The organism is Aromatoleum evansii, assembly GCF_045689615.1.
Lineage (GTDB): Bacteria > Pseudomonadota > Gammaproteobacteria > Burkholderiales > Rhodocyclaceae > Aromatoleum > Aromatoleum evansii.
Genome location: NZ_CP141259.1, coordinates 5,310,781 through 5,333,302, shown reverse-complemented (window position 1 = coordinate 5,333,302; position 22,522 = coordinate 5,310,781). Strand labels below are relative to the sequence as shown.

Annotated in this window: 11 protein-coding genes; all 11 read right to left on the bottom strand. The window is 72.6% G+C overall.

The genetic code is table 11. The annotated features are described in order from the left end of the window. Window positions 1-5: 5 nt before the first annotated feature. Window positions 6-3,407 carry a DUF4157 domain-containing protein gene (locus tag U5817_RS24910; RefSeq protein ID WP_407279214.1) on the bottom strand — a complete coding sequence of 1,134 codons (3,402 nt, stop codon included), beginning with the start codon at window positions 3,405-3,407 and terminating at the stop codon, window positions 6-8. Further along, the gene (locus tag U5817_RS24905) at window positions 3,388-5,796 is read right to left on the bottom strand and encodes a DUF4157 domain-containing protein (protein ID WP_407279213.1); all 2,409 of its coding nucleotides are present in this window, start codon (window positions 5,794-5,796) and stop codon (window positions 3,388-3,390) included. The genes U5817_RS24910 and U5817_RS24905 overlap by 20 nt, the downstream gene beginning before the upstream one ends. Next, window positions 5,793-7,826 (bottom strand): ATP-binding protein, encoded by a 2,034-nt coding sequence (locus U5817_RS24900; RefSeq protein WP_407279212.1) that lies wholly within the window; start codon window positions 7,824-7,826, stop codon window positions 5,793-5,795. The genes U5817_RS24905 and U5817_RS24900 overlap by 4 nt, the downstream gene beginning before the upstream one ends. Then, window positions 7,823-9,466 (bottom strand): hypothetical protein, encoded by a 1,644-nt coding sequence (locus U5817_RS24895; protein ID WP_407279211.1) that lies wholly within the window; start codon window positions 9,464-9,466, stop codon window positions 7,823-7,825. The genes U5817_RS24900 and U5817_RS24895 overlap by 4 nt, the downstream gene beginning before the upstream one ends. Before the next feature lie 142 nt (window positions 9,467-9,608). Next, the gene (locus tag U5817_RS24890) at window positions 9,609-11,492 is read right to left on the bottom strand and encodes a hypothetical protein (RefSeq protein WP_407279210.1); all 1,884 of its coding nucleotides are present in this window, start codon (window positions 11,490-11,492) and stop codon (window positions 9,609-9,611) included. Further along, on the bottom strand, window positions 11,489-13,252 hold the full coding sequence (locus U5817_RS24885) for a hypothetical protein (RefSeq protein ID WP_407279209.1): 1,764 nt from the start codon (window positions 13,250-13,252) through the stop codon (window positions 11,489-11,491). Before U5817_RS24885 ends, U5817_RS24890 begins: the two co-directional genes overlap by 4 nt. Window positions 13,253-13,439: 187 nt before the next feature. After that, on the bottom strand, window positions 13,440-15,953 hold the full coding sequence (locus tag U5817_RS24880; RefSeq protein ID WP_407279208.1) for a methyltransferase type 11: 2,514 nt from the start codon (window positions 15,951-15,953) through the stop codon (window positions 13,440-13,442). A gap of 12 nt (window positions 15,954-15,965) precedes the next feature. Next, window positions 15,966-16,904, bottom strand: coding sequence for a hypothetical protein (locus tag U5817_RS24875; protein WP_407279207.1), 939 nt, complete (start codon window positions 16,902-16,904; stop codon window positions 15,966-15,968). A 198-nt stretch (window positions 16,905-17,102) separates the two neighbouring features. Beyond that, window positions 17,103-19,550, bottom strand: coding sequence for a hypothetical protein (locus U5817_RS24870; RefSeq protein ID WP_407279206.1), 2,448 nt, complete (start codon window positions 19,548-19,550; stop codon window positions 17,103-17,105). 231 nt (window positions 19,551-19,781) lie between these two features. Beyond that, a complete protein-coding gene (locus tag U5817_RS24865; RefSeq protein WP_407279205.1) occupies window positions 19,782-21,986 on the bottom strand; it encodes a putative baseplate assembly protein in 2,205 nt (734 codons plus the stop codon). Between the two features lie 138 nt (window positions 21,987-22,124). Then, window positions 22,125-22,520 (bottom strand): GPW/gp25 family protein, encoded by a 396-nt coding sequence (locus U5817_RS24860; protein WP_246262099.1) that lies wholly within the window; start codon window positions 22,518-22,520, stop codon window positions 22,125-22,127. Window positions 22,521-22,522: the final 2 nt, after the last annotated feature.

The following is a 22,522-nucleotide window of genomic DNA, read 5'->3' as shown; positions in this document are numbered from 1 at the left end:
AGGGATCAGAAGATCTGCTCGCCCAACTGCTCCACCATCGCCGCCGGATCGACGTCCGGTACCTCGAACTCCAGATCGTCCAGCGACAAATCGAACGGTTCGCCCTCGCGGTAGGTGACGGGGAAGCGCACGCCGAATTCGAGGCCTGATCCCAATTCGTAGGCGGCGAGTTCGAAGCGTTCGTCGTAGAGGCTGGCGCCGAGCACGGTGACGGCGACGTAGCCGGAGACGTCGAAGCGGAAGCTGGGTTGGGCGTGGAGGGAGGCTTCGGCGTCGATTTCGAGGCCCTGGGAGGGCATCCAGTCGATGTGCACGCTGGCCTCCGCGGCGCCCGAGATGCCGAGGGTGCCGCCGATCTCCAGGCCGCCGGTGGCGCTGGCGCCGGTGATGCCGAGGCCGACGCCGGCGCGGGCGCCGAGTCTCAATCCGGCTTCGGCGGGGACGTTGAGGTGGGCGTCGCCGGTGACGTGGGTGTTTTCCTCGTGCGAGGGGTTGTATTCGATGCCGACACGCAGCTGGTCGAGCGCGCCGGGGCCGATGCTGGCGTTGGCGCTGAGGTTGCCGCCGACTTCGGCGACGACGCCGGGGATGATGGGGATCTGCGTCGACATGCCGAAGAGGCGCTTGTCGTATTCGAGCTTGGAGAAGATCTCGAGCGAGCTGGGCAGGGCGATTTCGCCGGAGACGGTGATCTCGCCGTTGGGGTCGAGGCGGAGTCCCGCCGTGCCCTGCAGCCAGGGGGCGATCTGGATGGTGGCGGAGCCGCTGCCGTAGACGACGATGGGGGCGTCCGGGCCGCTCGGCGGGCCGCCGGGGTTGCCGTCCTCGCCGATGCTGCGGTTGGTGGCGCCGACGGTGATGGTGCCGGAGAGCATGCCGCGTTCGAAGGCGCCGCTGAACTGCGCGTCGAAGGCGCCGTCGTCGTAGGTGACGGTGAGCTGCGAATCGAAGCCGGGGATGGCGGGTTCGGCGGTGCCGCTGGCGGAGACTTTCCAGTCGCCGTCGGTCTGCTCGCATTCGACGTGGATGGAGCCGGAGCGGATCGCGGGGTTGGCGGTCAGCGCGACGTCGCCGGCGATGTTGAGGCCGTTTTCGCCCTGGGTGATGGCGATGGAGGCGGCGCTGACGCCGGGGACCGACAGTTCGGCGCTGCCGTTGAAGGCCCAGCGGCCTTCGTTGACGCTGACGGTGGCGGTGGCGCTCTTGATGCCCTTGATCTTGTCGGGGGTGTCGATGCCGATGGTGCCTTCGGCGCCGAACTGGCCGTTGCGCCACCAGGCGCTGACGCGGGCGCGGTCGAAGAGGGAGCGTTCGAAGGTGAAGCCGCCTTCGAAGGCGACGCCGCCGGTGGTCGATACGGAGGCGGCGAGTTCGCCGCTGCCGGCGCCTTCGATGGAGTAGATGACCTGGCCGCCGAGGCCCAGCCCGCGCGCGGTGGAGTAGAAGACGCTGACGTAGGCGTCGTCGATGGTGGTGCGCGGGATGGGCAGGCTGATCTGCTCGGGGCCGTAGTCGAGCGAGAAGCTGAGGTCGCGCCCGCGCAGGCGCACGGTGATCGGGGCGTTGAGGAGCGGGATCGACGGAGTGAGCTCACCGTCGGCGGAGAGTTCGCCGTCTTCGGTGGTGATGGTGGTGAAGCTGACCGGGCTGAGCTTGGCGTATTCGAGGTTGAGCGCGGGCAGCGCGGAGGGGTAGCCGCGGTATTCGCCGTCGCCGGTGAGGGAGATGGTGACAGCGGGGGTGGCGGGCTGCCAGTCGGCGGGGAGGTCCCATTCGGCGGACAGCGATCCGACCGGGCCTTCGGGGTTGCCGGTGTTGTCGGTGAGGTTGAGCGCGGTGATCCTGAGGCCGGCGAGCGCGCGTGCCTGCGTGCGGCTGATCGTGGGCGCGGCGCCGGGGCGGTGGCGGAAGCGGGCGACTTCGATCCCGCCGGGGCCGGAGCTGAGGATGAATTCCTCGGCGGTGCCGGCCGTGTCGTTGTCCTCGGCCGCGTTGGGCGGGCTGGCGGTGGCGAGGGGCTGGGCTTCCTCGATCTCGGTCTTGGTCCACCACGCGGAGGCGCCCGCGGCGGAGCCTCCGCCGGTGGCGGCGGCGCTGGTGAATACGACGTCGTGCTGGCGCAGGAAGCGGCCGCGGTCGGGCTTGGGGTCGAAGGTGTCGAGGAAGGCGTCGACCTTGCGATAGATGCCGCTGCGGATGGTGCCGCCGGAGCTCGCGTTCGACGGCTGGTCGAGCAGTTCCATGTTCTCGACGCTGTTGCCGACGCCGGAGCCCATCTGGCCGGAGACCTGCAGCTCGACGATGTGGTCCACCTGGAACTGCGCGACCTTGCGGCCGCGGCGGTCCCAGCCGGGGATGCGCAACATCGTCTGCAGCTCGGAGAGGCGCTTGGACGTGAGGCGTGCGCCGCGGTGGGGCTTGAGGCGGATGCGGCCGTTGGCGTCGGCGGGGACGGGGATGTTGCGTTCGCCCAGACGCGCGCGGATGGCGTCGGCGCCGACCTGCACCTGGCTGTTCCACACGGAGCGCTGGTCGGCGCCCTCGCGGCCGTAGCCGCGCACGCGCTTGAGATTGCCGGCGGCGGCGAGGCTGCTGTAGAGCGGCAGGTGGCGCGACTTGACGGCGGGGATCTCGAGGCGTTCGAGCGCGGTGAGGGCCGCGGCGGTGCGGTCGGTCTCGTGGTAGCGGGCGTTCATCGCCGGCTCGATCGCGCGCGCAAGGACTGGCGCGGCCTGGCCGTCCTGCTGCACGACGTGGGTCAGTTCGTGGGCGAGGAGGTGGCGGCCTTCCTCGGTATCCGGGGCGAAGGCGCCGGGGGCGAGGTAGATGTCGCGCCCGGAGGTGAAGGCGCGCGCCCCCAGCGCGGCGGTGAGGCGGGCGGCCTCGGCATCGGTATGCACGCGGACGTCGGCGAAGTCGCGGCCGAAGTGGCCTTCGAGCGGGGCGCGGGCGTCGGGTGCGAGCGGATCGCCGCGGCCGCGGCGTTCGGCGACGCGGCCGGCGGCGTAGGCGGGGAGAAGTGTGGCAGATGAGGCGGCGGGTGAGGCTACGGTAGCGCCGCCGCCTGTCGTGGGGGCGGGCGATGCGGCCGCGGCGTCCGACGAGGATGGGGCGGCGTCGGCGTCACCCGATGCAGGCGGCGGGGTGGCTGCGGTCGGCGTGGGGTCGGGCGTGCTCGCCGGGGCGACCGCGTTGGCGTGCGCTTCGGCTTCGCGCTCGATGCTTTCGCCGGGCTGGCTGACGCGGACGGGGGGGCTGGCGTAGGCGGGCAGCGCGGGCGGCGGGGCTGGCCGTGCCGCCGGGGACGCCGCAGGTGCGGTCCCGCTGCTGTGGGTGGCCGCGTGCGGGGCGGGAGGGGCCGGCTTCTCGCTCGGCCGGCGCGCAAACTTAGGCGACGGCGCTTCCATTGTCGCTGCCCGGAACCGCGCCCGGCGGGGTGCCGGGAGCGGGCTGCGTAGGGGTGGGCGTGGGCCAGTCGCCCTTGGGCGAGGGGGCGCCGCATTCCATTGCGACCTGCCATTTCGGCTTGTGCAGGCCCAGCGACCATGGCGACTGGGCGGTGACGGTGGTGAGCGCGTTGTGGAAGGTGGCGTAGTGCTGCGGGCGGATCTCGTTGCCGCCGGACATGATGCCGCCGTTGTGTTCGCGGATCGCGCCGGGCAGGTGGGCGCCGCTGGCGTCGGTCATGGCCTTGACCATCGCGTCGTGGCCGGTCGGGTCACCGATGTTGGTGCCGGCGGTGGTGTATTCGTCGACCAGCCCCAGTGCGTGGCCCCATTCGTGCAGGGCGCCGATCTGGCGCTGGCCGCCGTCGACGAGGAGGTCGACGCGGCGATCCTTGGGACGGTTCTTGTCGAGCGGGTCGGCTTCGGCGGCGCCGCGGGCGGCGACGTGCACGCGTGTGGGCACGTTGGCGAAGCCGTTGTTGGTGAGGAAGTCGCGCACGGCATTGGCGCGCGACTCGGACAGCGTCTGGTTGTGGCTGGCGGTGCCGGATCCGCTGGTGTGGCCGATGATGTCGACGCGGATCTCCTGGTGGGCGGCGTTGGCGACGGCGCCGTTGTACTTGGCGATGAAGTTGGTGAGCGTGGTCTGGGCGGTGCCGTCGAGCACGGACGAGTCGTGCGCGAACTCGACCGATTCGCGCAGGGTGTCGTAGAAGTTGGGTTCCAGGCCGGTGGCGGAGAGCTTCATGGTCTGGTCGCGCGCGTTTGCGGCGGTGCCGGGGTTGGTGGAGTCGACGGTGCCGAAGCTGGTGAGGTCTTCGCCCGAGGGCATCTTGTAGACGCGCGTGAACATGTGGTCGCTGGCCGCCTGAGCGCGCTTGCCGACGTCGAGGGTGACCTTCACTTCGGCACCGAGCCAGTTCCAGCGCGGCTTGTTGAGGAAGAAGCTGTGCTTGCCGCTCCAGCCGCCTTCGATGAGGGGCTTGAGCTTGTCGATCCAGGGTTGCTCTTCGGCGTTGTTCCACTGGTAGGCGGCGAGCGCGGTGGCGCGCTGGCCGGCGTCGGGGATGCCGTTGATGCGCGTGGCGAGCGCGGTGAGTTCGGGCGTGCCGCCGAGCAGCGGGTTGGGGGTGGCGACGCCGCCGGCGGTGGTGAGCAGGTCCTCGAACTGGATCGCGACGCCCTGCTTGATGTCGAGCATGCCTTCGCCTTCGGTCGCGTCCGGCTTGTACTGGGCGTCGAAGCCGCCACGCCCGGCGGCGCCGACCATGGTCTGCGGCGCGGCCGGATAGGGGCCGGCCTTGGCCCATTTCTCGGCGTCCTCGAGTTCCTTGTTGCAGGCGGCCATCGGGTCGGCAGGCGCGCTGCCGCCGCCGAAGAGGTCGTCCCAGAAGTCGCGCTGCAGTTTCGGCGCCGCGCTCTGCGGGCCGCCGGCCGCGGCCTGCTGGCCGACGTGGGTGAGTTCGTGGGCGAGCAGCTCCAGGCCGGCGTCGCTTTCGGGGGCGTAGCTGCCGGCGGAAAAGTAGACGTCGTTGCCGACGGTGAAGGCGCGCGCGTGCATCTCGGCGCACATCGCGTCGGCTTCGGCGTCGGTGTGGATGCGCACGGCGGAGAGGTCGCGGCCGAGCTGGGCTTCGAGCTTGGCACGGAGTTCGGGGTCGAGGGGGGTGCCCTGGCCCTGGCGGGCGGCGACGCGCTGTTCGGTTTCGGCGGGGGCGGTCTGGCCGGCGAGGGCGTCGGCGCTACCGGCGGCGGTCTGGCCGGCGAGGGCGTCGGCGCTACCGGCGGCGGTCTGGCCGGCGAGGGCGTCGGCGCTACCGGCGGCGGTCTTTGGCGTGTCGGCGGATTTTTCGGTGCCAGGGGCGGACGTGGCCTTCTCCGCCCCGCCGGCCGTGGCGGTGGCGGTTTTCTCCTCCTCCCCGGTCGCGGCGGCGCGCATCAGCCGGGGCGCGAGGACCTCCTTCTTCGGCGGGGTGATCGCGGGTTCGAGGCTGCCGCGCGGGGCGGCGCCGCTGCAGGCGGGGCAGGTGGCGCCGGTGCCGTCCTTGGGCGTGCGCAGCGCGCGGCGGACTTCGCCGGCGACCTGGTCGGCTTCCTTCTCGGCGGGATCGTCGGGGTGGCTGACGGCGAGTTTGGCCTGCAGGTAGCCGGGGGTGCCGGGGCGTTTTTCCTTGGATGTCCCGCCTTCGTTCGCGGCGGCGGGCGATGGGGTGCCTCCGCTTGCGGTCTGGTCGGCGGCCGGCTTGCCGTCCGCTTCCTTCTGTCCGGCGGGCTTGGCTGCGGGGGTGGCCGATGGCGCCTGTTTCTCCGGCGCGGTCTTGCGGCGCAGGCCGGCGGCGAGGCTGCTCATGCTGTGCCCCGCGCGTGCAGGAGCTGGGGCGGGGGCGTGCGGCCGATCTTGCGGTATTCCTCGATCAGTGCGGCGACGAGTTGTTCGGTGGCGATCGGATGAGTCGCGTCGCGGTCGTCCGCGGTGGCGGGATCGAGGGCCGCGGCCTGCAGTACGGCGTTGCGGATGTGGCCGCCGGGCAGTGTGCAGTAGCTCGCCAACTGGCGGCACAGGGCCGCGTCGGGGGAGCGCCGCCCGAGGTGCGATTGCCAGATGCGCAGGCGTTCCGCCACGCCCGGCGGTGGAAACTCGATGATGGTGTCGAAGCGGCGGGTGAAGGCGCTGTCGATGCGGCCGCGGCTGTTACTGGTTAGGACCACGATTCCTGGGTGCTGTTCGATGCGCGTGAGCAGGAAGTTGGTGAGCATGTTGGCGTAGCGCTCGCCGGTCTCCTTGCCTTCGCCGCGGCGGCCGAAGAGGGCGTCGGCCTCGTCGATGAGGAGGATCACGTCGAGCGCGGCGGCTTCGTCAAGGAGGCGTCCGAGGTTCTTCTCGGATTCGCCGATGTACTTGTTCATGACCGCGGAGAGGTCGACGCGGAAGAGCGGCGCGCCGAGGAGCGTCGCCAGGCGGCTCGCGGCGAGCGTCTTGCCGGCCCCGCTTTCGCCGCAGAACAGCGCCCGCACGCCCGGCACGGGGTCGGCGAGGCTCGCGCCGAGGCCGTCCGCGAGCGATTCGCGCTGGCGGCAGCGGGCAACGAGGGCGTCGAAGCGTTCGAGGAGCTCGTCGGGCAGCACCAGTTCGTCGGGGCCGATTTCGCGCGTGACCGGCTGCGCGAGCTGGCGCAGGCGTTCGCTGCCGAAGCCGGCGCGCGCGCGGCGCAGGTGGGCGAGGCCGGGGGCTTCGCCGCGCACGCGGGCGTCGAGGCGCACGCGCTCGGCGAGCGTGTGCACGGTGGGGCCGTCGAGCAGGGCGTGGCCGGCGAATTCGCGCAGGCGGTGGTCGTCGAGCGGTTCGGGGGCGTTTGTGTCGTTGGCTGCGAGGGCGCTGCGCCAGGCGTCGCGGCGTTCCTGCGGGGTGAGCGGCGGCAGGTCGATCTCGACCAGCGCGGGGGCCTCGATCGCGCCGTCGCGGCCGGTGACGAGGAGCAGCGGCACCGCCAGTGCGGGGTGCTCGGGCAGGACGTGGCGCTCGCCGGGGCCGAGCTCCAGCGCCAGCACCGGCAGCCAGCCGGCGTAGCGGCAGGCGGCGGCGAGTGCGGGCTGGCGGGTCCAGGTGGCGGCTTCCATCTGCAGCGGCGGGCGGCCGACGGCGGCGGCCAGCCGCGCGGCGGCGGCGAGTCCGGCCGCGCGGGCACCGCGGAACACGACGTGGCGCGTGGCGCCCGTGCGCAGCATGGTCGCGAGCGAGGGGAGCTGGTCGCAGAAGCTTTGCGGCAGCACGGCCTCGGTGACGGGCAGCGGGGCGGTGTCGCGCCAGGCGCTGGTGTCTCCGCACAGCAGCGCCCACAGTTCGGGGGCGGTGGCGAGCGTGCGGGTGGGCATGGGGCCGTCGCCGACGATGTCCAGCACGCCGGCGCGTACGAGGCGGTGGTTCGGGAGCGCGAGCGGGGCGAGCGATGCGCCGAAGAGGGTGTCGCTGGCCGCGGCGATGAGGTGCAGGCCGGGGCGCAGCGCGCCGGGCGACTGCAGCTCGGCGAGCGCGAGGTTGAGCAGGTAGCTCGATTCGTTCTCGCCGCACAGCGCGAGGGCGAACCATTCGTGGAGCTGCAGTTGCAGGTCGGCGAGGAGGCGCCCGAGCGGGCCGCGCAGCTCGGGGGCGGTGCGCGCGAGGGCGACGCAGGCGGCGTGCCAGTCGTCGCGCGGGGTGCCGAGCAGGGCGGCGAGGTTGTCTTCGCCCTGGCTCGCGGCGAGCGCGTCGAACACCGCGGAGGGGGTGCCGAGGGAGAGGCGCGCGAAGTGGGCGATGCCGGCATGGACGAAGGCGCGGGAGAGGCGGGCGCCGTCGAGGGGCGTGGCGGCTTGGGGGGCGGGGGTGGCGGGCGCGTTCATCGCGGGATCCCTCCGGAGTCGTAGTGGAAGCGCACGACGCAGCCGAGCCAGGGTAGCCAGCCGGGGTCGAGGTCTAGGCCGCAGCGGCGGATGTCGAGGTGAATTTCATTGAGGCGCAGATGCACGTCGAGGTGGCTCGCAGTGGCGCGCACGTGAGCGGGGCGTTCGGCGAGTGCGGCGGCGAGGGCGGTGTCGCCGTAGTGGCGCAGCGCGGCGTGATGCACCGGGGCGGGATCGGCGCCGGGGGGCAGGGCCGCGAGGGCGGCCACCGGGTCGTCGTCGGGGCGGACGTCGAGGTTCAGGGCGCAGGCGTCGGCGAGGAAGGCGGCGAGTGGGGCGTCAGGGGTGAAGTCCAGCCGGAGGGCGAGGCGCAGGAGTTCGCGCCAGCCGGCATGGGGTTCGGCGAGCGTCGCGCGCCAGTCACGCAGGGCCGGCAGGTTCAGTACGTTGAGGAGGAAGAAGAAACCGCCGCCACGGGTGTGGAAGTCCACATCCGCAGCGGGCGGAAGGACCGCGGGCGAGGCCGCGGTGGAGGAGACTCGGGATGGCGCGGTGGGCGGCGCGTCGGATGGTGCGTCCGCGGCTAGGTTGCCGTGGATCTTGGCGTTTGCAGTGGGTGCGGGTGGCGTGGCCCGTTGCGATGCGTCTTGTTTCGGCGAAGCGATCCGGGGGGCGCCGGTTTCGGTCGGGTCGGAGGTGGGTTCGCCGGCCTCGACGACGGTCTCGGCCGCCGTCCTTTGCGGTGCGCGCGAACTCGCGGTCGCCGGTTCGGAAGCGGGGGTGGGGCGGACGAAGGTCTCGGTCGTGGCCCGAAGGGCGTCGCCGGCATCGGTGCCGGCGAGTATTGCGGGGGTATGCGTCCACATCGCGAGGACCGCTTGCAGCACGACGCGCGGGTCGGAGGGGGGCAGGTCGTTGGGCAGCGATTGCAGGGACCGTAGGGCGGATGAGCCGAAGGGCGCACTTGGCCACTGCGCCGCCGCATGTAGGAGAGAGGGGGGGAATGCCGCCTCGCCAATTCCACCGTTGGACATGCGGCGGAAGGCGCTGCGCTTTTCCGCCCTACGTTCATGGGGGGTCGGATCCTGTGCGGCGGTGATCGCGGCTTGCCAGCCGGTCGCGCTGCCGATGGCGCGGAGCACTTCGTGCGCGGCACGCGCATCGAGGGTGCGCCACAGGGCCGGCAGGCTGTCGCGCAGCGCAGGGCGGTCGAGCAGGGTGGGGAGCGCGAGGGCGTCCTCGGCCAGCAGCTCGGCGAGCGCTTCGGCGGTGGGGCGGGCGAGCAAGGCCGCGCGGTGGTGCCACAGCCAGCGGTGTGCCGCGGTGCCCTTGAGGAGGTCGCGCACGAGGCAGGCGCGGTAGTCGAGGGCGTCGCGGAAGCGCACGGCCTCGGCGGCGTCGGCGGCGGGGCTCCACGGGTCGGCGGCGCGGCGGACGAGGTGTTCGGCGGCCGCGGCGGCGCGGGCGGGCAGCTCGGTGGCGGTGCCGCCGACGGCGACGCGGCGAATGACGACGATGGCGTCGTCGGCGGGCCAGTGTGCTCGCGCGAGCGTCGCCGGGAGCTGCCGCCGGGCGTGCTCGATGGCGGGGGCGGTGCCGCGCAGCACGACGCGGCCGATGTGGAGGTCGGCGGCGTTCATGGGCTGATGGCGGCCGTGCGGCGCGGAGGGTGTTCGTAGGGCGGGTGCAAGTCGCCATTCCGACACTTGGAGGTGCATCCGTCGCCGGGTGGCGGGATGCGCTGCGCTCCTCCCGCCCTACGGTTCGCGCTGTTCATTGCGTTTAGCCCCGGTTCAGCCCGCTGATGCGCAACGCGGTGTTGAGCACTGCGCCCGGATTGCGCTCGACCTCGGGGTCAAGGATGGTGGCGACCGAGGCGACGGTGCCCTGGTCGTCGTGGTCGTCGACGCGCAGGGTGGCGATGACGCGCTGGCTGTCGTCGAAGAGCTGCAGCAGGGTGCCGGGGGCGGCTTCGCGGTTGAGCGTGAGGCGCAGCGCTTCGCCGAGGCGGAAGCGCCCCGGGATGGTCTTGAGGCTGCCCTGGATGAGTTGCCGCGGGTCGTCGCTGGCGGCGAGCAGCAGGCAGGCGCGCACGAGGTTGCGCATCGCGGTGCGGGCGACGCCGGAGGCGTCGGAGTCGAGCTGGCGGAACCACCAGGCGACGAGTTCGACGAGCGTGCGTATGCCGTTGAAGTCGCGCTCCTCGGCGTCGGCAATGCCGGGCCAGCGTTCGGGGGTCTCGACGGCGAGGCGGTTGGCTTCGGCCAGGGTGGACCATTGCAGCCGGATCGACGGGGCGATGGTGCGCAGGCGCGCGAGGAGGCAGCCGGCGGCGGCGTCGAGGCGCTGGTGCAGCGCGCGTGCGGGGTCGCGCAGCAGCGGCGAGGGGATCGCGAGGAGGTCGTCGAGCGCGAGGATGGCGCTGCCCTGGCGCTGCAATTCGCTGAGCGCGCCGGCATTGAAGGGGCGGGCGGCGACCTCGCGCACGAGGGCGTGGTTCTGCTGCACGAGGCTGGTGAGGACGGGGGTTTCGGCCGTGAGGGCGCGGTTGAGGCGCAGCGTGAGCTTCTGGCGGCGCGTGTCGACGAGGCCGGCGAGGATCGCGCGGCCGGGCAGCAGGTGGCCGAGCGGGCGCAGGCTCGCCCAGTCGCCGGCGGGGATGTCGTAGACGGCTTCGATGAAGGGGCCGAGCGCGGCGGGCAGCGCGGTGTCGCGGTTGGCGCAGCCGGGGACCAGGTCGTCGGGGGAACTCGGGCGCAGGTCGAGCGGGTCGGGCAGGGTGCGGCCGAGCGGGGTTTCGCGCACCTTCACGTAGAACAGGCCGCGGTGGCTTTCGATGACGCGCTTGCGCTCGGCGTAGGCGGCTTCGATCTCGCGCCAGTGCTCGGCGAGCAGGCGCTGGGCGACGGCATAGTCGTCGAGGGCCTCGGTGCGCTCGCGCTCGCGCACGTCGAGGGTCCGGATCTCGCCGGGGATGTCCGCTTCGAGGGCGGCGAGGCGTGCGCGCAGGTCTTCGAGCGCCTGCTGGTGGCGGCGCCGCAGCGTGGTCAGCGCGCCGCGCAGGGCCTCGATCTTGCGGATGTCGTCGGCGACGACCTTGCCGGCCGCGAACAGTGCCGATTCGTCGTTATGGGCCGTGCCGTCGGGGCCGGTGTCGCCGGGGCGGGGAATCGCGAGGTCGAGCTTGGGGCGCAGCAGCACGCCTTCGGTGCTGTGCAGGTCCGGCGCGACGAGCAGGCGGAAGGGGCGCGCCTGGCTGTCGTCGTCGATCACGCCGAGGCGGCGCAGCTCCTCGGGCTTCAGGTAGTCGTCGAGGAAGTCGCACAGGCGGTCGATCAGCGATCTTGCCTGGTTCTGGCGCGCGTTGGCCTTGTCGCGCAGGTCGAGGAGGTCGCGCCGCACGTTGAGGAAGCTGTCGCGGATCAGCTCGACGTGCGACAGCATGCCCTTGCCCGTGGTCGGGGCCTTGCTGAAGACCGGGTCGGTGAGCGGTTCCTTGGGCTGCGCCTCGAACTGCAGGCCGGCGAGGGCGGCCAGCGTGCCGGCCGAGATCGTCGGCTCCATCTGCACGGCGCCCGAGAGGTCGAGGAGTGGCGCGTCGGCGGCGAGCTTCACTTCGGTGAATTCCGTGGCGTTGGCCGTGAAGCGGTTGAGGATGTCGCTCATGACGGGTTCTCCGTGGTGGCTTTGGGCACGAAGTTCGCCTTGGTGGTCCAGCGCACGAGCTTCGCGCCGAGGCCGTCGCCCGGTACGCCGCCGGCGAGCGCGCTGAAGGACACGGTCAGCGCGTCGAGCTGCTGGCGCTGCAGGCCGAGGAAGTCGTTGACCTCTTCGAGCAGGCGGAAGCTCTTGTCCAGGGCGGCTTCGAGATGGCGGATGTCGGCGCGCAGGTCCTCGCGCTGGCGCAGCAGGCCGTTGCCTGCGGGCTGCTCGTCGGGGATCTGCTCGTAGTCCTCCGGCGCGGGATGCGGCTCGGCGACGTGGCTGGCATAGGGTTCGGGCAGCTCGCTGCGGTTCGCGACGGCGTCGACGTGGGTGACCAGCGCGTGGGTCAGCATCAGCGGCGCGGCGATGACCGGCAGGGTGCGGGCGCGATTGACGACGAGGCGGGTGCGGTACTGGTCGGGGTCGGGCGGCGCCGTGGGGATCAGCGCGGGGGCGCGCAGGGCCTGCAACTGCTGGGCGCTGAGGCCGTGGAAGAGCGCGAACCACTGCTTCTTCCACATTTGGTAGGCGCGCGTCGCCGCCTCGGCGCGGCGGAAGAGTTCGTCTTCGAGCCTGGTGTCGCGCTGCGGCAGGTCGAAGAGGTCGCGCCGGTAGTCGAGGTCGGGGATCGCCAGCAATAGCCGGATGCGTTCGCCCAGGCCGTGGATGAGGTCCACCGTGCCGCGCGCGAGTTCGTCGGCGACGACGCCTTCGATCGTGTTGGCGGGAACGGGCGCGAGTTCGACCTGCAGGTCGGCGGGCAGGAAGGCGAGCGTCGGCGTCTTGCCGGCGGGGTTGCGCAGCAACGCGGCGGGGAGCGGGCCGGCGGCGGGCAGGTAGTCGAGGCCGAGGAGCTCGGGCAGCGTCTGCGTCGGCACGTTGGGCAGCGGGTCGCGGTGCTCGCGCTGCCAGCTTTCAAGTGCGGCAACCGTGTGGGCGAGCAGGGTGTGGGCGGCGGCGTCGGGCTCGGCGAGCAGCCGCCCGGCGAGCGGATCGAACCAAACCGGGAGCTTGCCGACCACCTTCACGAGGCCCAGCGGCACGGCGCCGGAATCCTCGCGGAAGGGTGACTCGCGCAGGAGGCGCGCGCCGATGCGGTTGGCGGCCTGGCGCTGCGGCATCGCCATCAGGCGCGGGCTGCCGGCGATGCGTTGCAGTCCCAGCAGGCACACGGTCTCGATGCGGCGTTCGCGCAGCGGGTCGGGCTCGGTGCGGGTGCAGGGCTCCTGGTCGGTGGGGTCGTCGATCGGCTCGACGGCGCTGCGGAGCGTGACGAGGAAGAGGCCGTCGCGCAGCGGTGTGTCTTGGTCGCGCTCGGCCTGCGCGGCGAGGTCGGTCCAGGCCTGGTCGAGTGGGTAGAAGAGGCGGATGAGCTGCCCGGCGGCGCCCACCGCGAGGCCCGGCTGCACGCGCACGCGGGTGTCGGCGCCGCTGCCGAGGAAGGCGCAGGGCAGGCCTTCGACGATGCCCGGCGCGAGGCTCGCGAGCAGCGGTGCGATGCGGTCGTCGACATAGGCCTGCAGGCGCTCGAACTCGCGTTCGCCCAGCGCGCGGCCGGGGAAGAGGTTGAGCCGGCGCGGATCGTCGGCGCGTTTTTCCGGGTCGTGCAGGCGGATCTCGACCGGCACGCGCGGCAGCAGCGTCAGCGCCGGGCGCCGCGCGAGGGCGGCGAGCAGGCTGGGGGATAGGAAGTGAGGTGAGAGAAAGGACGGGGTGGCCATGATGACTCAATGCCTCCTGCTTATTTGCGCCTGCATCCAAGCGATCGCGCAAAACCATGAAGGACGTAGGGCGGGAGGAGCGCAGCGCATCCCGCCAATCCGAACGCCGGAGGCCGAATAAACGCCGCGTGGCGGGATACGCCTTTGGCTCCTCCCGCCCTACGGTTCGGCATCGCTTGCGTTCTCATCACCCGACGACCCGCTTCCACAGTTCAAGCTGCGTGCCGGTGAGGCCGAAGTTGGGCCCCTCCTCCAGGAAGAACTTCGCCATGTCGAGGTCGCCGGCGGCGTCGAGGAAGCGGTCGCGCAGCTTCTCGAACACGCCGAGGTCGAAGCGCGCGAGCGCGGGCATCGTCGGCCACAGCGCGGGATCCAGGCGGCGGTCGGCCAGCCCGACGATCTGCACCGCGGCGATGCGTGCGCGGTCGTTGCCGCCGATCATCGTGTCGGCGGTGGTGGCGGCCTTGATGCCGGAGTCGCCGGCGCCGCGCGCGCGGGCGAGGAGCGCCAGTGTCAGTTCGGTGGCGAGGTTGCTGGTCTGCGCCGCTTCGAGTTTGAGCTGCTCGATCGTCGCGTTGGCGTTGGCGAGCTGGGTTTCGAGCGTGGCGATGCGGGCGCGCAGGGTCGCGATTTCGTTGTTCGCCGCGGCGAGCGCGTTCTGCAACTCGGCGATACGGGTGTTCGCGGCGGCTTCGCGCGCGAGGCTGGCGTCGAGCTTGGCGCGCACGTCGGCGAGTTCGGCGCGGGTGGTTTCCAGCGCGGTGCGGGTCGCATCGAGCTCGGCCTTGAGCTTGGCGATCTCGTCGCGCGCGGCCAGCAGGTCGGCGTCGGTGCCGCCGGCCGCTTCGAGCTTGGCGAGGGCGTCCTTGAGTTGGGCTTCGAGTTCGGCGACGCGCAGCTTCGCGGCGTCGAGCTGGGCGGCGAGGGCCGCACGTTCCTGCTCCAGCGCGGCGGATTTCGCGCGCTCGGCTTCCAGCGCCGTGGCGAGTTCCTCGATGCGCTGCTTGAGGGTCTCGTCGATCGGTGCACTGGTGGTCTTCAGGCGTTCGATCTCGGCGCGCGCGGCGTCCAGTTCGGCTTTCAGCGCGTCGATGCGGTCGCTGGCGGCTTCGAGTGCGTTGGCGAGGACCGCGGCGTTGCGGTCGTCGGATTTGAGGGCCTCGATCTCCTTCTGCGCGGCCGCGAGCGCGAGCCTGAGGCGTTCGATCTCGGCCAGCGCGTCGGCCGGCGTGCCGCCCCCGGCGGCGGCGAGGGCCTTTTCGAGTTCGGCGATGCGGACCTTGAGACGCGCGATCTCGGCTTCGAGCGCGGCGCGCGCCTCCTCGGCGGCGTCGACGTCCTCCAGCGCGGCGTCGAGCTGCTCCTCCAGCGCTGCGGCATCGGGCGGCAGCGCGGAGCCGGGCGGCGGCAGCGTCATGCCGAGCGCCAGCACGACGGCACTGACCGCGGTCTCGGCGGTGCGCGGCGGGCGGCGCACGAACATCAGCTCGGACGGATTCAGCTCCGCCCAGATCGCGCGCCACACGTCGGCATCGGTGTCGACGCGGTGGATCGGGGCCTGCGGCAGGATGCGCAGCGCGAGGCGGTCGAGGCGCGCGAGGCGGCCGAGCGCGCGCGGCACGACCTCGGCCGGCGCTTCGAGCTGGCGGGCGCGCAGCGCGAAGGCGGTGTCGCTCATCGGCACCAGCACCATGATGTCGCAGTCGGCGTCGCGCTCGAGGTCGATCGGCGCGAGGTGGGCGGAGTCGGCGAGCACGGCGGCGAGCTCGGCGCGGCGCACCGGCGCGATGCTGACCTCGTAGTCCTTGGGGAAGAACTGCTGGCGGCCGCCGATGGGGTCGACGCAGTCCTGCGGGATCGGCCCCCACGGCGGCAACACGCGGAAGTACTGGCTGGCGGCGAAGGCACCGCGGAGTCCCGCGCTCTGGCGGCTCGCGAGCACCGCCTGCATGAGTTCGAGGTAGTGCGTCGCAAGATCCTGCTGGATCGCGTTGGGGGTGTTCAGCGCGCGTTGCGGGCGGCGCAGCAGGCCGCGGTCCAGCCACAGGATGCGGCCGCGCTCGACGGCGATGAGGCCCAGCGGCACGGCGTCGTCGGAGGGCAGCGCGAGGCGCTCGCCGCCGGACAGGAGTTCCCGCGCGAGGGTGGCGCGCACGGCGATCTCGTCCTGGCGCGGCAGGGGCAGCGGAAGCGGCATCAGGCGCAGCTCGACCCCTTCGGCCCAGGCGGCGACATGCGGGCGGCGCGGCGCGGCGAGGTCCTTCGGGAAGGCTTCGGCGACGCCGTCGACGACCTCGGCATGGGTCAGCGCGAGTGCGTACAGGCCGCGCGCGTAGCTGCGGAAGCGGCCGTCGTTGAGCGTCGCGATCAGGCCGCTGTTGAGCAGGTCGATCGTCAGCGGCTGGTTGTTGAGCTGCAGCACGCGGCCCGAGGGGGCGATGGCGATGCCGGGCTCCACCTGCAGGACGTGGCCGGCGCGCAGGCTCAGCTCGAGTCCGCGCACGATGCCGGCGCCGAACACCTGGCCCAGCTCCAGCAGGCGCTCGTCGAGGTAGATCTGGTCGCGGTTGAGGTCGGAGGCCTTGAGCAGCTGGCCGTCGAAGTAATTGGTGCGCGACAGCAGCGGGTCGATGCTGGAGATGCGCTCGCCGGCCGCGTTGGTGGTGCCGATCCGGAGCGGAGTGAAGCGGATGTTGGCCATGGCGGTTCCCTTTTAGGCGCGGATCAGCCGGGCGAGCGCGGCGGCGTTGAAGAGGAAGGGGCGCACGAGGTTGTCGACCTCGATGCGGCGCGGATTGACGATCAGGTCCGGCTCGGGCGCGGGTGGCGTGAGGCGGATCGCGATGCGTGCGAGCAGCGTGCGGGCGAGCACCGCGGGGTCGGTGAGGAAGGCCTGGCGCGCGACCAGCGCCTGGTTGTCGTCGCCGAGCGAATGCAGCAGGCGCGCGCCGAGTTCGAGCTGGGTGCGCGCGGCGCCGGCGGCGGCCTCGACCTGCGCGCGCTCGCGCTCGCCGAGGTTCGCTTCGATCTCGTCATAAGGCTTGATGCGGCTGTGCGCGGCGAAAAGGTGTTCCTCGGTGGGCGCGTCGTCGGGGCGCTCGGCGACGAGTTCGAACAGCACGCAGTCGGCGACGCGGCTGGGCTGCACCGGGTCGGTGCCGGCATTGACCTCGGTCGCGAGCACCGGTTGCAGGCCGCTGGGGCAGTCCTGGTAGCGCATCGTGACCTTCAGCCACAGCAGGTTGTCGGCCGCGGCGTAGCCGTCGCGGATCAGCGCGCCCCACAGGTCCTCGTCCTCATGCTGGGCGGTGAGCCAGGCGCCGAGATCGACGCAGTAGGGCTCGGGCACGCCGATCTCGCGCCCGAGGCCATCGACGCCGACGCCGGGGCTCACGACGAGGCGCACGCGCACCGGGTCGGTGTCGTTGCCCGGATCCTCGGCGCGGATGCTCACGCGCAGGCCGGCGACCGTGCCGGCGCCGTGCAGCCAGTAGCCGTGGCGCGTCGCGCGGCGCCGGTGGTAGTCCTGCTCGGCGCGCGTCGCCTCCAGCCCGAGCAGCATGCCGGGCTCGTAGCTCACGCGCTTTAGCGCCTCCTCGAAGCGGCCGTCGCCGGCAAGGCTCGCGTCGCAGTTGTCGTCGGGCTCGCTCACTGGATTACCCTCCATTCATTTCGGCTGATTCGGCGTGCCACAATCGGGCGCGGGGGATCCGCGGATCCACGTAGGGCGGGAGGAGCGAAGCGCATCCCGCCACTCCGGCGGTTGGTGCTTGACCGGAGGCCGCGTGGCGGGATGCGCCTTCGGCTTCTCCCGCCCTACGGCCCTGTCGTGCGGTCTCGGGTTGCGGGTTCATCGCCGTGCTTCCTGGTCGGTCGCGTCGATCGGCACGGCGTGCTCGGGATCGAGGGCGACCGGGTTGTGCAGCAGATCGCCGCGGCCCAGGCGGGTGCGGTCGAGCACCACGGGTCGGGGCGGCGGCTGGGTTTCAAGCCAGGTGTCGATGCCCAGCAGCGGCGACAGGCCCAGCACGAAGGGGTGGTCGCTCGTGCGGATCGCCCATTGCACGGTCGCCGGCACGAGCGACGGCAGCGCGTCGCGCACGACCGCGGCGAGGCGCTTCGCCGGGCCGTGCAGGATCACCGTCATGCGCCGCGAGGCCTCGTCGAAGAAGCGCGCGACGACTTCCGCCTCTCCCTTGCGCTCGGCCACTTCCGGCGCGAACAGCGCGAGGAATTCGCGTGACTGGTCGTCCGACAGGATCAGGCTGTCGCCGACGATGCTGTTGCCGGAGAGGCCCGTGCCGAGCGTCAGCGGGTGGTCGCGGTCGTCCATGTCGATGCCGAGGATGGTCGCCATCGTGCGGCGCAGGCGGAAGTGCTCGACCGGGATCACCGCGCCGCGCGCGACCGCGCCGTCGGTGAGGATGTCGAGCGCGAGCAGCAGCCCGCGGTAGCTGCCGTGCGTCTGCAGCATCGCGCCCTGCGCGGCGAGCCAGCGGCGGCGGCGCGCGTCGGGCCAGTGGCGCGGCAGCGTCGTGCCGAGCAGACCGGCGAGCCAGGGCAGGCGCTCGCTTGGCGTCGCGGCGGGGTCGAGCAGGATTTCGCTCGCGGCGATGCGGTCTTCGAGCGGCGTGAGCAGCCCCTCGAAGCTCGCCAGCAGGCGTTCGCGGAAGTCGGCGCCGTTGGCGGTGATCGGGTCGGCGTCTTCGAGCGGCAGCGGGCGTTCCTGCTGCTGAAAGTGGTCGGGCAGGTAGTGGGTCTGCCACGAGAAGCGCGGGTAGTAGACGCGCAGCGCGAAAATCGCCGGGCTGTGGCGGCCGTCGCCGTGCAGCGTGATGCGCAGGCGCAGGTAGCGGCCGCGCACCTCGCGCACCGCGCCGTTGCTGCGCTGGAGCAGCAGTTCGTACAGGCCGGCGTGGCCCGCGTGGTCCTCGCCCTGCGGGGCGCGGCCGGGCGCGAAGGGGAGTTCCGAGGCGTGCGGCGTGAGCACCGGCTGCGGCTGCGCGATCCACTCGTCGGGCAGGTCATCGCGGTCGTCGCCCGCCTGCACGGCGAAGTCGATGCGGCAGCCGGGCGGGACGCAGGCGTCGAGGCACAGGCGGTCCCACAGCGTGTCGGGCATCGCCGAGTCGAGGATCTCGGTCAGCGTGACCGTGCCGCGCGGCGCGAAGTGCGCCTGGGCGAGGCGGTAGAGGCGGATCGGGCCGTCTTCGGTGAGCGTGCGCGGCGCCCCGTCGCGGTGGCGGACGAAGCGCACCGCTGCGGGCAGCGGGGCCTCGGAGCGGCGCGGCCAGCGTTCGGCGAGGAGTTCTGCAGCGGTGGCTTCGTCGTCGTCCGGCAGGGCGAACAGCGGGCAGTCTCGGCGTTTGCCGCGCTCGGCGCCTTCCTCGAAGGGCAGGAGCAGCAGGAAGCGTCCGTCGCCGATCGCGGCGAGGTCGGTCGCCAGCGGAAGGTTGTCCGGCAGGCGATGGATGCGGAAGTCCTCCGTCGGGCCGGCGGCGAGCGCGCGCGTGAACACCTGCATGCGCGGCGCGTCGGTGGTGCTGTCGGTGGTTTCGCACAGCACGTAGAGGCGTTCGTCGTCGGCGGCGAGGCCCAGCAGGCCGCCGTGCGCGGGCAGGTCGACGTCCCACAGCAGGCGCAGCGGATCGGGGTTGGCCTGCAGCGGCTCGAAGCGCTCGGGGCGGCCGACGTAGGGCTGAGGCAGCGGCGCACCGACGGCGAGCCCGAGGCGCGTCTCGCCGAGCAGCCACACGCGGTCTGCGCCGGTGGTCGCTTCGACGCAGGCGCGGCGCGGCGCGAAGGGCAGCGTGCAGCGGGTCTGCCAGCGGCGGCGCAGATGCACGGCGGTGAGGCCGTTGGTGACGCCGCCGTCGCTCCACGGCAGCGCGACCAGCCCGCTGCCGCCAAAGGCGACGTCGGTGAAGCGGCCGGCGGGGGCATCCACCGGATCGAGCACCAGCGCTTCGAGGTCGGGCGCGCCGGTCTCGGCGTCGTCGAGGGCGGCGAGCACGGGCTGCCAGTCCGCCGGGGCGCTCGCCGGCCAGCGCAGCGCACATTCGAAGCGCAGGCCGTCGGCGGACAGCCGCCCGAGCTGGCCGTGGTCGTCGAGGATCAGGGGCATCGCCGCGGCCAGCAGCTCGCGTGCGCGCGCCGGTGGCATCTGCGGCAGGCGCGGCGCGTCCTGGCGCGTCAGCGTGAAGGCGCGCTGCTCGACGTCCCAGCTGCACTGGCGGCTTGCGTTGCGGAAATCCGCGGCGCCGTCGAGGAGCAGGAAGCGGGTGCCGTTGCTGTTCATCGGGCGGCTCCGGGGGGGGCGAAACGCGCCGTCAGTGCAGACTCGACGGCCGCGTGGCGGGATGCGCTGCGCTCCTCCCGCCCTACATTCTTGCCTCCGAGGTGCTTGTCGGCACCCCGGACCCCGTAGGGCGGGAGGAGCAACGCGTATCCCGCCAATCCACACCTCGCGATCCGCGCAGCGGTCGCGTGACGATATTCGAGGCGCATGGTGGCCATCGTCCTCATCGCCTCAGCACAGATCCGGAATCACCGGCACCGGCACGGCGCGTGCGGTGTCGTCCTCGGGCGGGCGCCCCGGGCCGAAGCCGCGCGGCGGGGCGGGGCGGTCTTCGCCCGGGCGGATCGCGACGGCCATCAGCTCCGGCAGCTGGAAATCCAGCAGCGGCAGGGCCTGCGCGCCGGTGAGTTCCAGCCACACCGGCGGGTTCTGCTGCTGGTCCTGGTAGAAGAGACGCAAGGCGTTCACCGCCTCGACGCCGTCGACGCGGCCGGCCTGGGTGCGCAGCTCATTGATCTCGACCGCCTTGCCGCGCGGCCAGCCGGCGCCGCGCGGGCCGCCCGGGGGCAACGCCCACAGGTAGCGCAGCAGCGCGCGCTCGACCTCCGCATGCACCTGCTGCTCGGTCGCGGGATCGACGACTTCGAGCGACACCGCGACCGCGACCGGCACGAACTGCGGCGACAGCACGTAGAGCTCGGTGCCGAGCATGCAGCGCGCAGAGAGGTAGTCATGCACGTCGGCCAAGAGTCCCGCGTTCGGGCGCGGCGCGGCGGCCATGGCCTGCGGCGCCGGCGGCATCACGAACACGGCGACGACGCCGGGGACGTTGCGGCGCACGGCGGTGAGGCTCGCGCCGGGGAAGAAGCCCGCCACCGCCTCGGCGCGCGCGACGGGGTTGATCGGGTTGTCGCGCGCGATCACGCCGAAGTCCTCGGCGGTGACGGCGCGGTCGCGATGGCTGAGGAAGGCCGGGATGCGGCGCTCGGCCTCGTCCAGCGTCTCGGCGTCGACGCCGCCGCGGGTGGGCCATTCGTGGCGCAGCGCGAGGCGGGCGCTGCTGCCGTGGATCTCCTTGATGCTGTCGGGCGGCAGGTTGCCCTTGGCGCCGCCGCCGTGGCGGTAGAAGGCCGCGCGGATGCGGGCGTTGGCGGGCGGACGCTTGCCGCGGATGCCGTCGCCGAAGCGCACGCTGCCGTCGGCGGCATCGACGACGAAGACGGTGTCGTCCGGCCCGCTGCCGGCGAAATGCGCGACCCGCGTCCAGGGACGGAAGGCGTGCAGGTGCTCGACCTCGACCTGCACGCTGGCGAGTTCGACGTCGGCGTGCGGCAGCTCGAAGCGCTGGTCCGGGCGGCCGGTGCCGGCGCCCAGCACGATGTCGCGCGCGATGCCCTGGCCGATCACGTCGACGGCATTCACGCCGAGGTAGCCGAGCGCGAGGTTCGGCTCGTCGGCGCAGGACACGCGCAGCCAGAAGAGGAGCTGACCGGGGCGCAGGTCGGCGGGGGCTTCGGGCGGGGTGTCGCCGAGGCCGGCGAACTGCGGGTCGAGGGCGGCGGTGGCGCGCAGCAGGTCGGCGTTGCGCGGCAGGCGCAGGCGCGCGACGCCGGTCTTGCGTCCGCCGGCCGAGCTGTCGGCGATGACTTCGAGCGGCAGGTACTGCACATTCTGCGGCGCGTTGTCGGGGTCGGGCCACCACGCGAGCTCCCACGCGAGCTTGCGCGGCCGCAGTCCGGTCGCAAGGAGCCCCTCGAGTTCGGTGAGGGGGGCGAGTCCGACGTTCAGCACGATGCCGGCGAGCTCGCGCCGCACGAGGTCCGCCTGCGCGACGAAGGCGGGCTTGGCGAGGCTGATGCCGAGGTGGAAGGCGCCGTCGCGCGTGCCGGCGGTGGTGAGTGCGTCGTGGCCGGGCACCAGCGTCACCGGGCGGAAGGCCGCCGGTTCGACACCGTACTGCGCGCGCAACTGGTCCAGGCTGATGCCCTCCGCGGCAAGGGCGGCTTCGTCGAGCGTGCGTTTCACCACGACGCGCAGCGCGAGCGGGGTCGGCTGCACCTCGCCGACCGTCGAGAAGCTCGTCGTGCCGGCCTTGAGCGCCGATTCGGTGGCGATCAGCGGCGGCAGCGAACGGCCGGAGGCGTCGATGCTGACGATGCCGGTCGCCGGCCGCGCCGGGCGCAGCGGAATCTGCAGCAGGTTCAGGAAGGCGAGGCGCTGGCGCTCGGGAATCTGGTTCGCGCGGTAGATGACGGTCTCGGTGAGCCACGCGAAGAGATCGACCAGCGCATGCACCGGATCGCCCGGCGCGAGCGGCGCCATCTCCGGCACGTGGCGCCCGAGGCGGGCCTGCAGCTCGGCGACCAGCTCGTCGAAGCGGCGGTCGTCGAGGTCGGGGACCGGGAATTGCCCAAAAAGTGAAGTGGGAAGCGCCATGGGTTCGGTTCCCTCGTTACATGGGGCGGGAAGGCCGGGTGTCGGTGGGAGCGGCTTCAGCCGCGAATGGACGCCGATTCGCGGCTGAAGCCGCTCCCACTGTCATCCTTCCTGCGGGTTGCGATGTCTTCATGCGCTTCACCCCAGATCCAGCGCCAGTTCGAGCGTCTCGCGACGGCCGTCGGCGAGCAGGCGGTAGCGCACTTCGAGATTCACGTGCGACAGGCGTTCGCGGTCGGGCACCGCGCGCACCTCCTCGATCGTCACGCGCGGTTCCCAGCGCGTCAGCGCACGCAGTGCGGCATCGGCGATCAGCGCGCGGGTGGTTTCGTTGTTCGGGTGGTGGATGAAGTTGCGGATGCCGGCGCCGAACTCGGGGCGCATCAGGCGCTCGCCGGGGCGCGTGAGCAGGATGTTGAGCATCACCTCGCGCACGCTCGCATTGCCGCGCCGCCATTCCGGGGTGCCATCGTCGGCGAGGCCGGCGAGCAGCGGAAAACTCGTGAGCAGGGATTCGGGAGTCGGCATCGTCATTG

What these genes read in the sequence shown, in the direction of transcription:
- U5817_RS24910 (WP_407279214.1), bottom strand. Translation starts at nt 3,407, where the DNA reads ATGGAAGCGCCGTCGCCTAAGTTTGCGCGCCGGCCGAGCGAGAAGCCG.
- U5817_RS24905 (WP_407279213.1), bottom strand. Translation starts at nt 5,796, where the DNA reads ATGAGCAGCCTCGCCGCCGGCCTGCGCCGCAAGACCGCGCCGGAGAAA.
- U5817_RS24900 (WP_407279212.1), bottom strand. Translation starts at nt 7,826, where the DNA reads ATGAACGCGCCCGCCACCCCCGCCCCCCAAGCCGCCACGCCCCTCGAC.
- U5817_RS24895 (WP_407279211.1), bottom strand. Translation starts at nt 9,466, where the DNA reads ATGAACGCCGCCGACCTCCACATCGGCCGCGTCGTGCTGCGCGGCACC.
- U5817_RS24890 (WP_407279210.1), bottom strand. Translation starts at nt 11,492, where the DNA reads ATGAGCGACATCCTCAACCGCTTCACGGCCAACGCCACGGAATTCACC.
- U5817_RS24885 (WP_407279209.1), bottom strand. Translation starts at nt 13,252, where the DNA reads ATGGCCACCCCGTCCTTTCTCTCACCTCACTTCCTATCCCCCAGCCTG.
- U5817_RS24880 (WP_407279208.1), bottom strand. Translation starts at nt 15,953, where the DNA reads ATGGCCAACATCCGCTTCACTCCGCTCCGGATCGGCACCACCAACGCG.
- U5817_RS24870 (WP_407279206.1), bottom strand. Translation starts at nt 19,550, where the DNA reads ATGAACAGCAACGGCACCCGCTTCCTGCTCCTCGACGGCGCCGCGGAT.
- U5817_RS24865 (WP_407279205.1), bottom strand. Translation starts at nt 21,986, where the DNA reads ATGGCGCTTCCCACTTCACTTTTTGGGCAATTCCCGGTCCCCGACCTC.
- U5817_RS24860 (WP_246262099.1), bottom strand. Translation starts at nt 22,520, where the DNA reads ATGACGATGCCGACTCCCGAATCCCTGCTCACGAGTTTTCCGCTGCTC.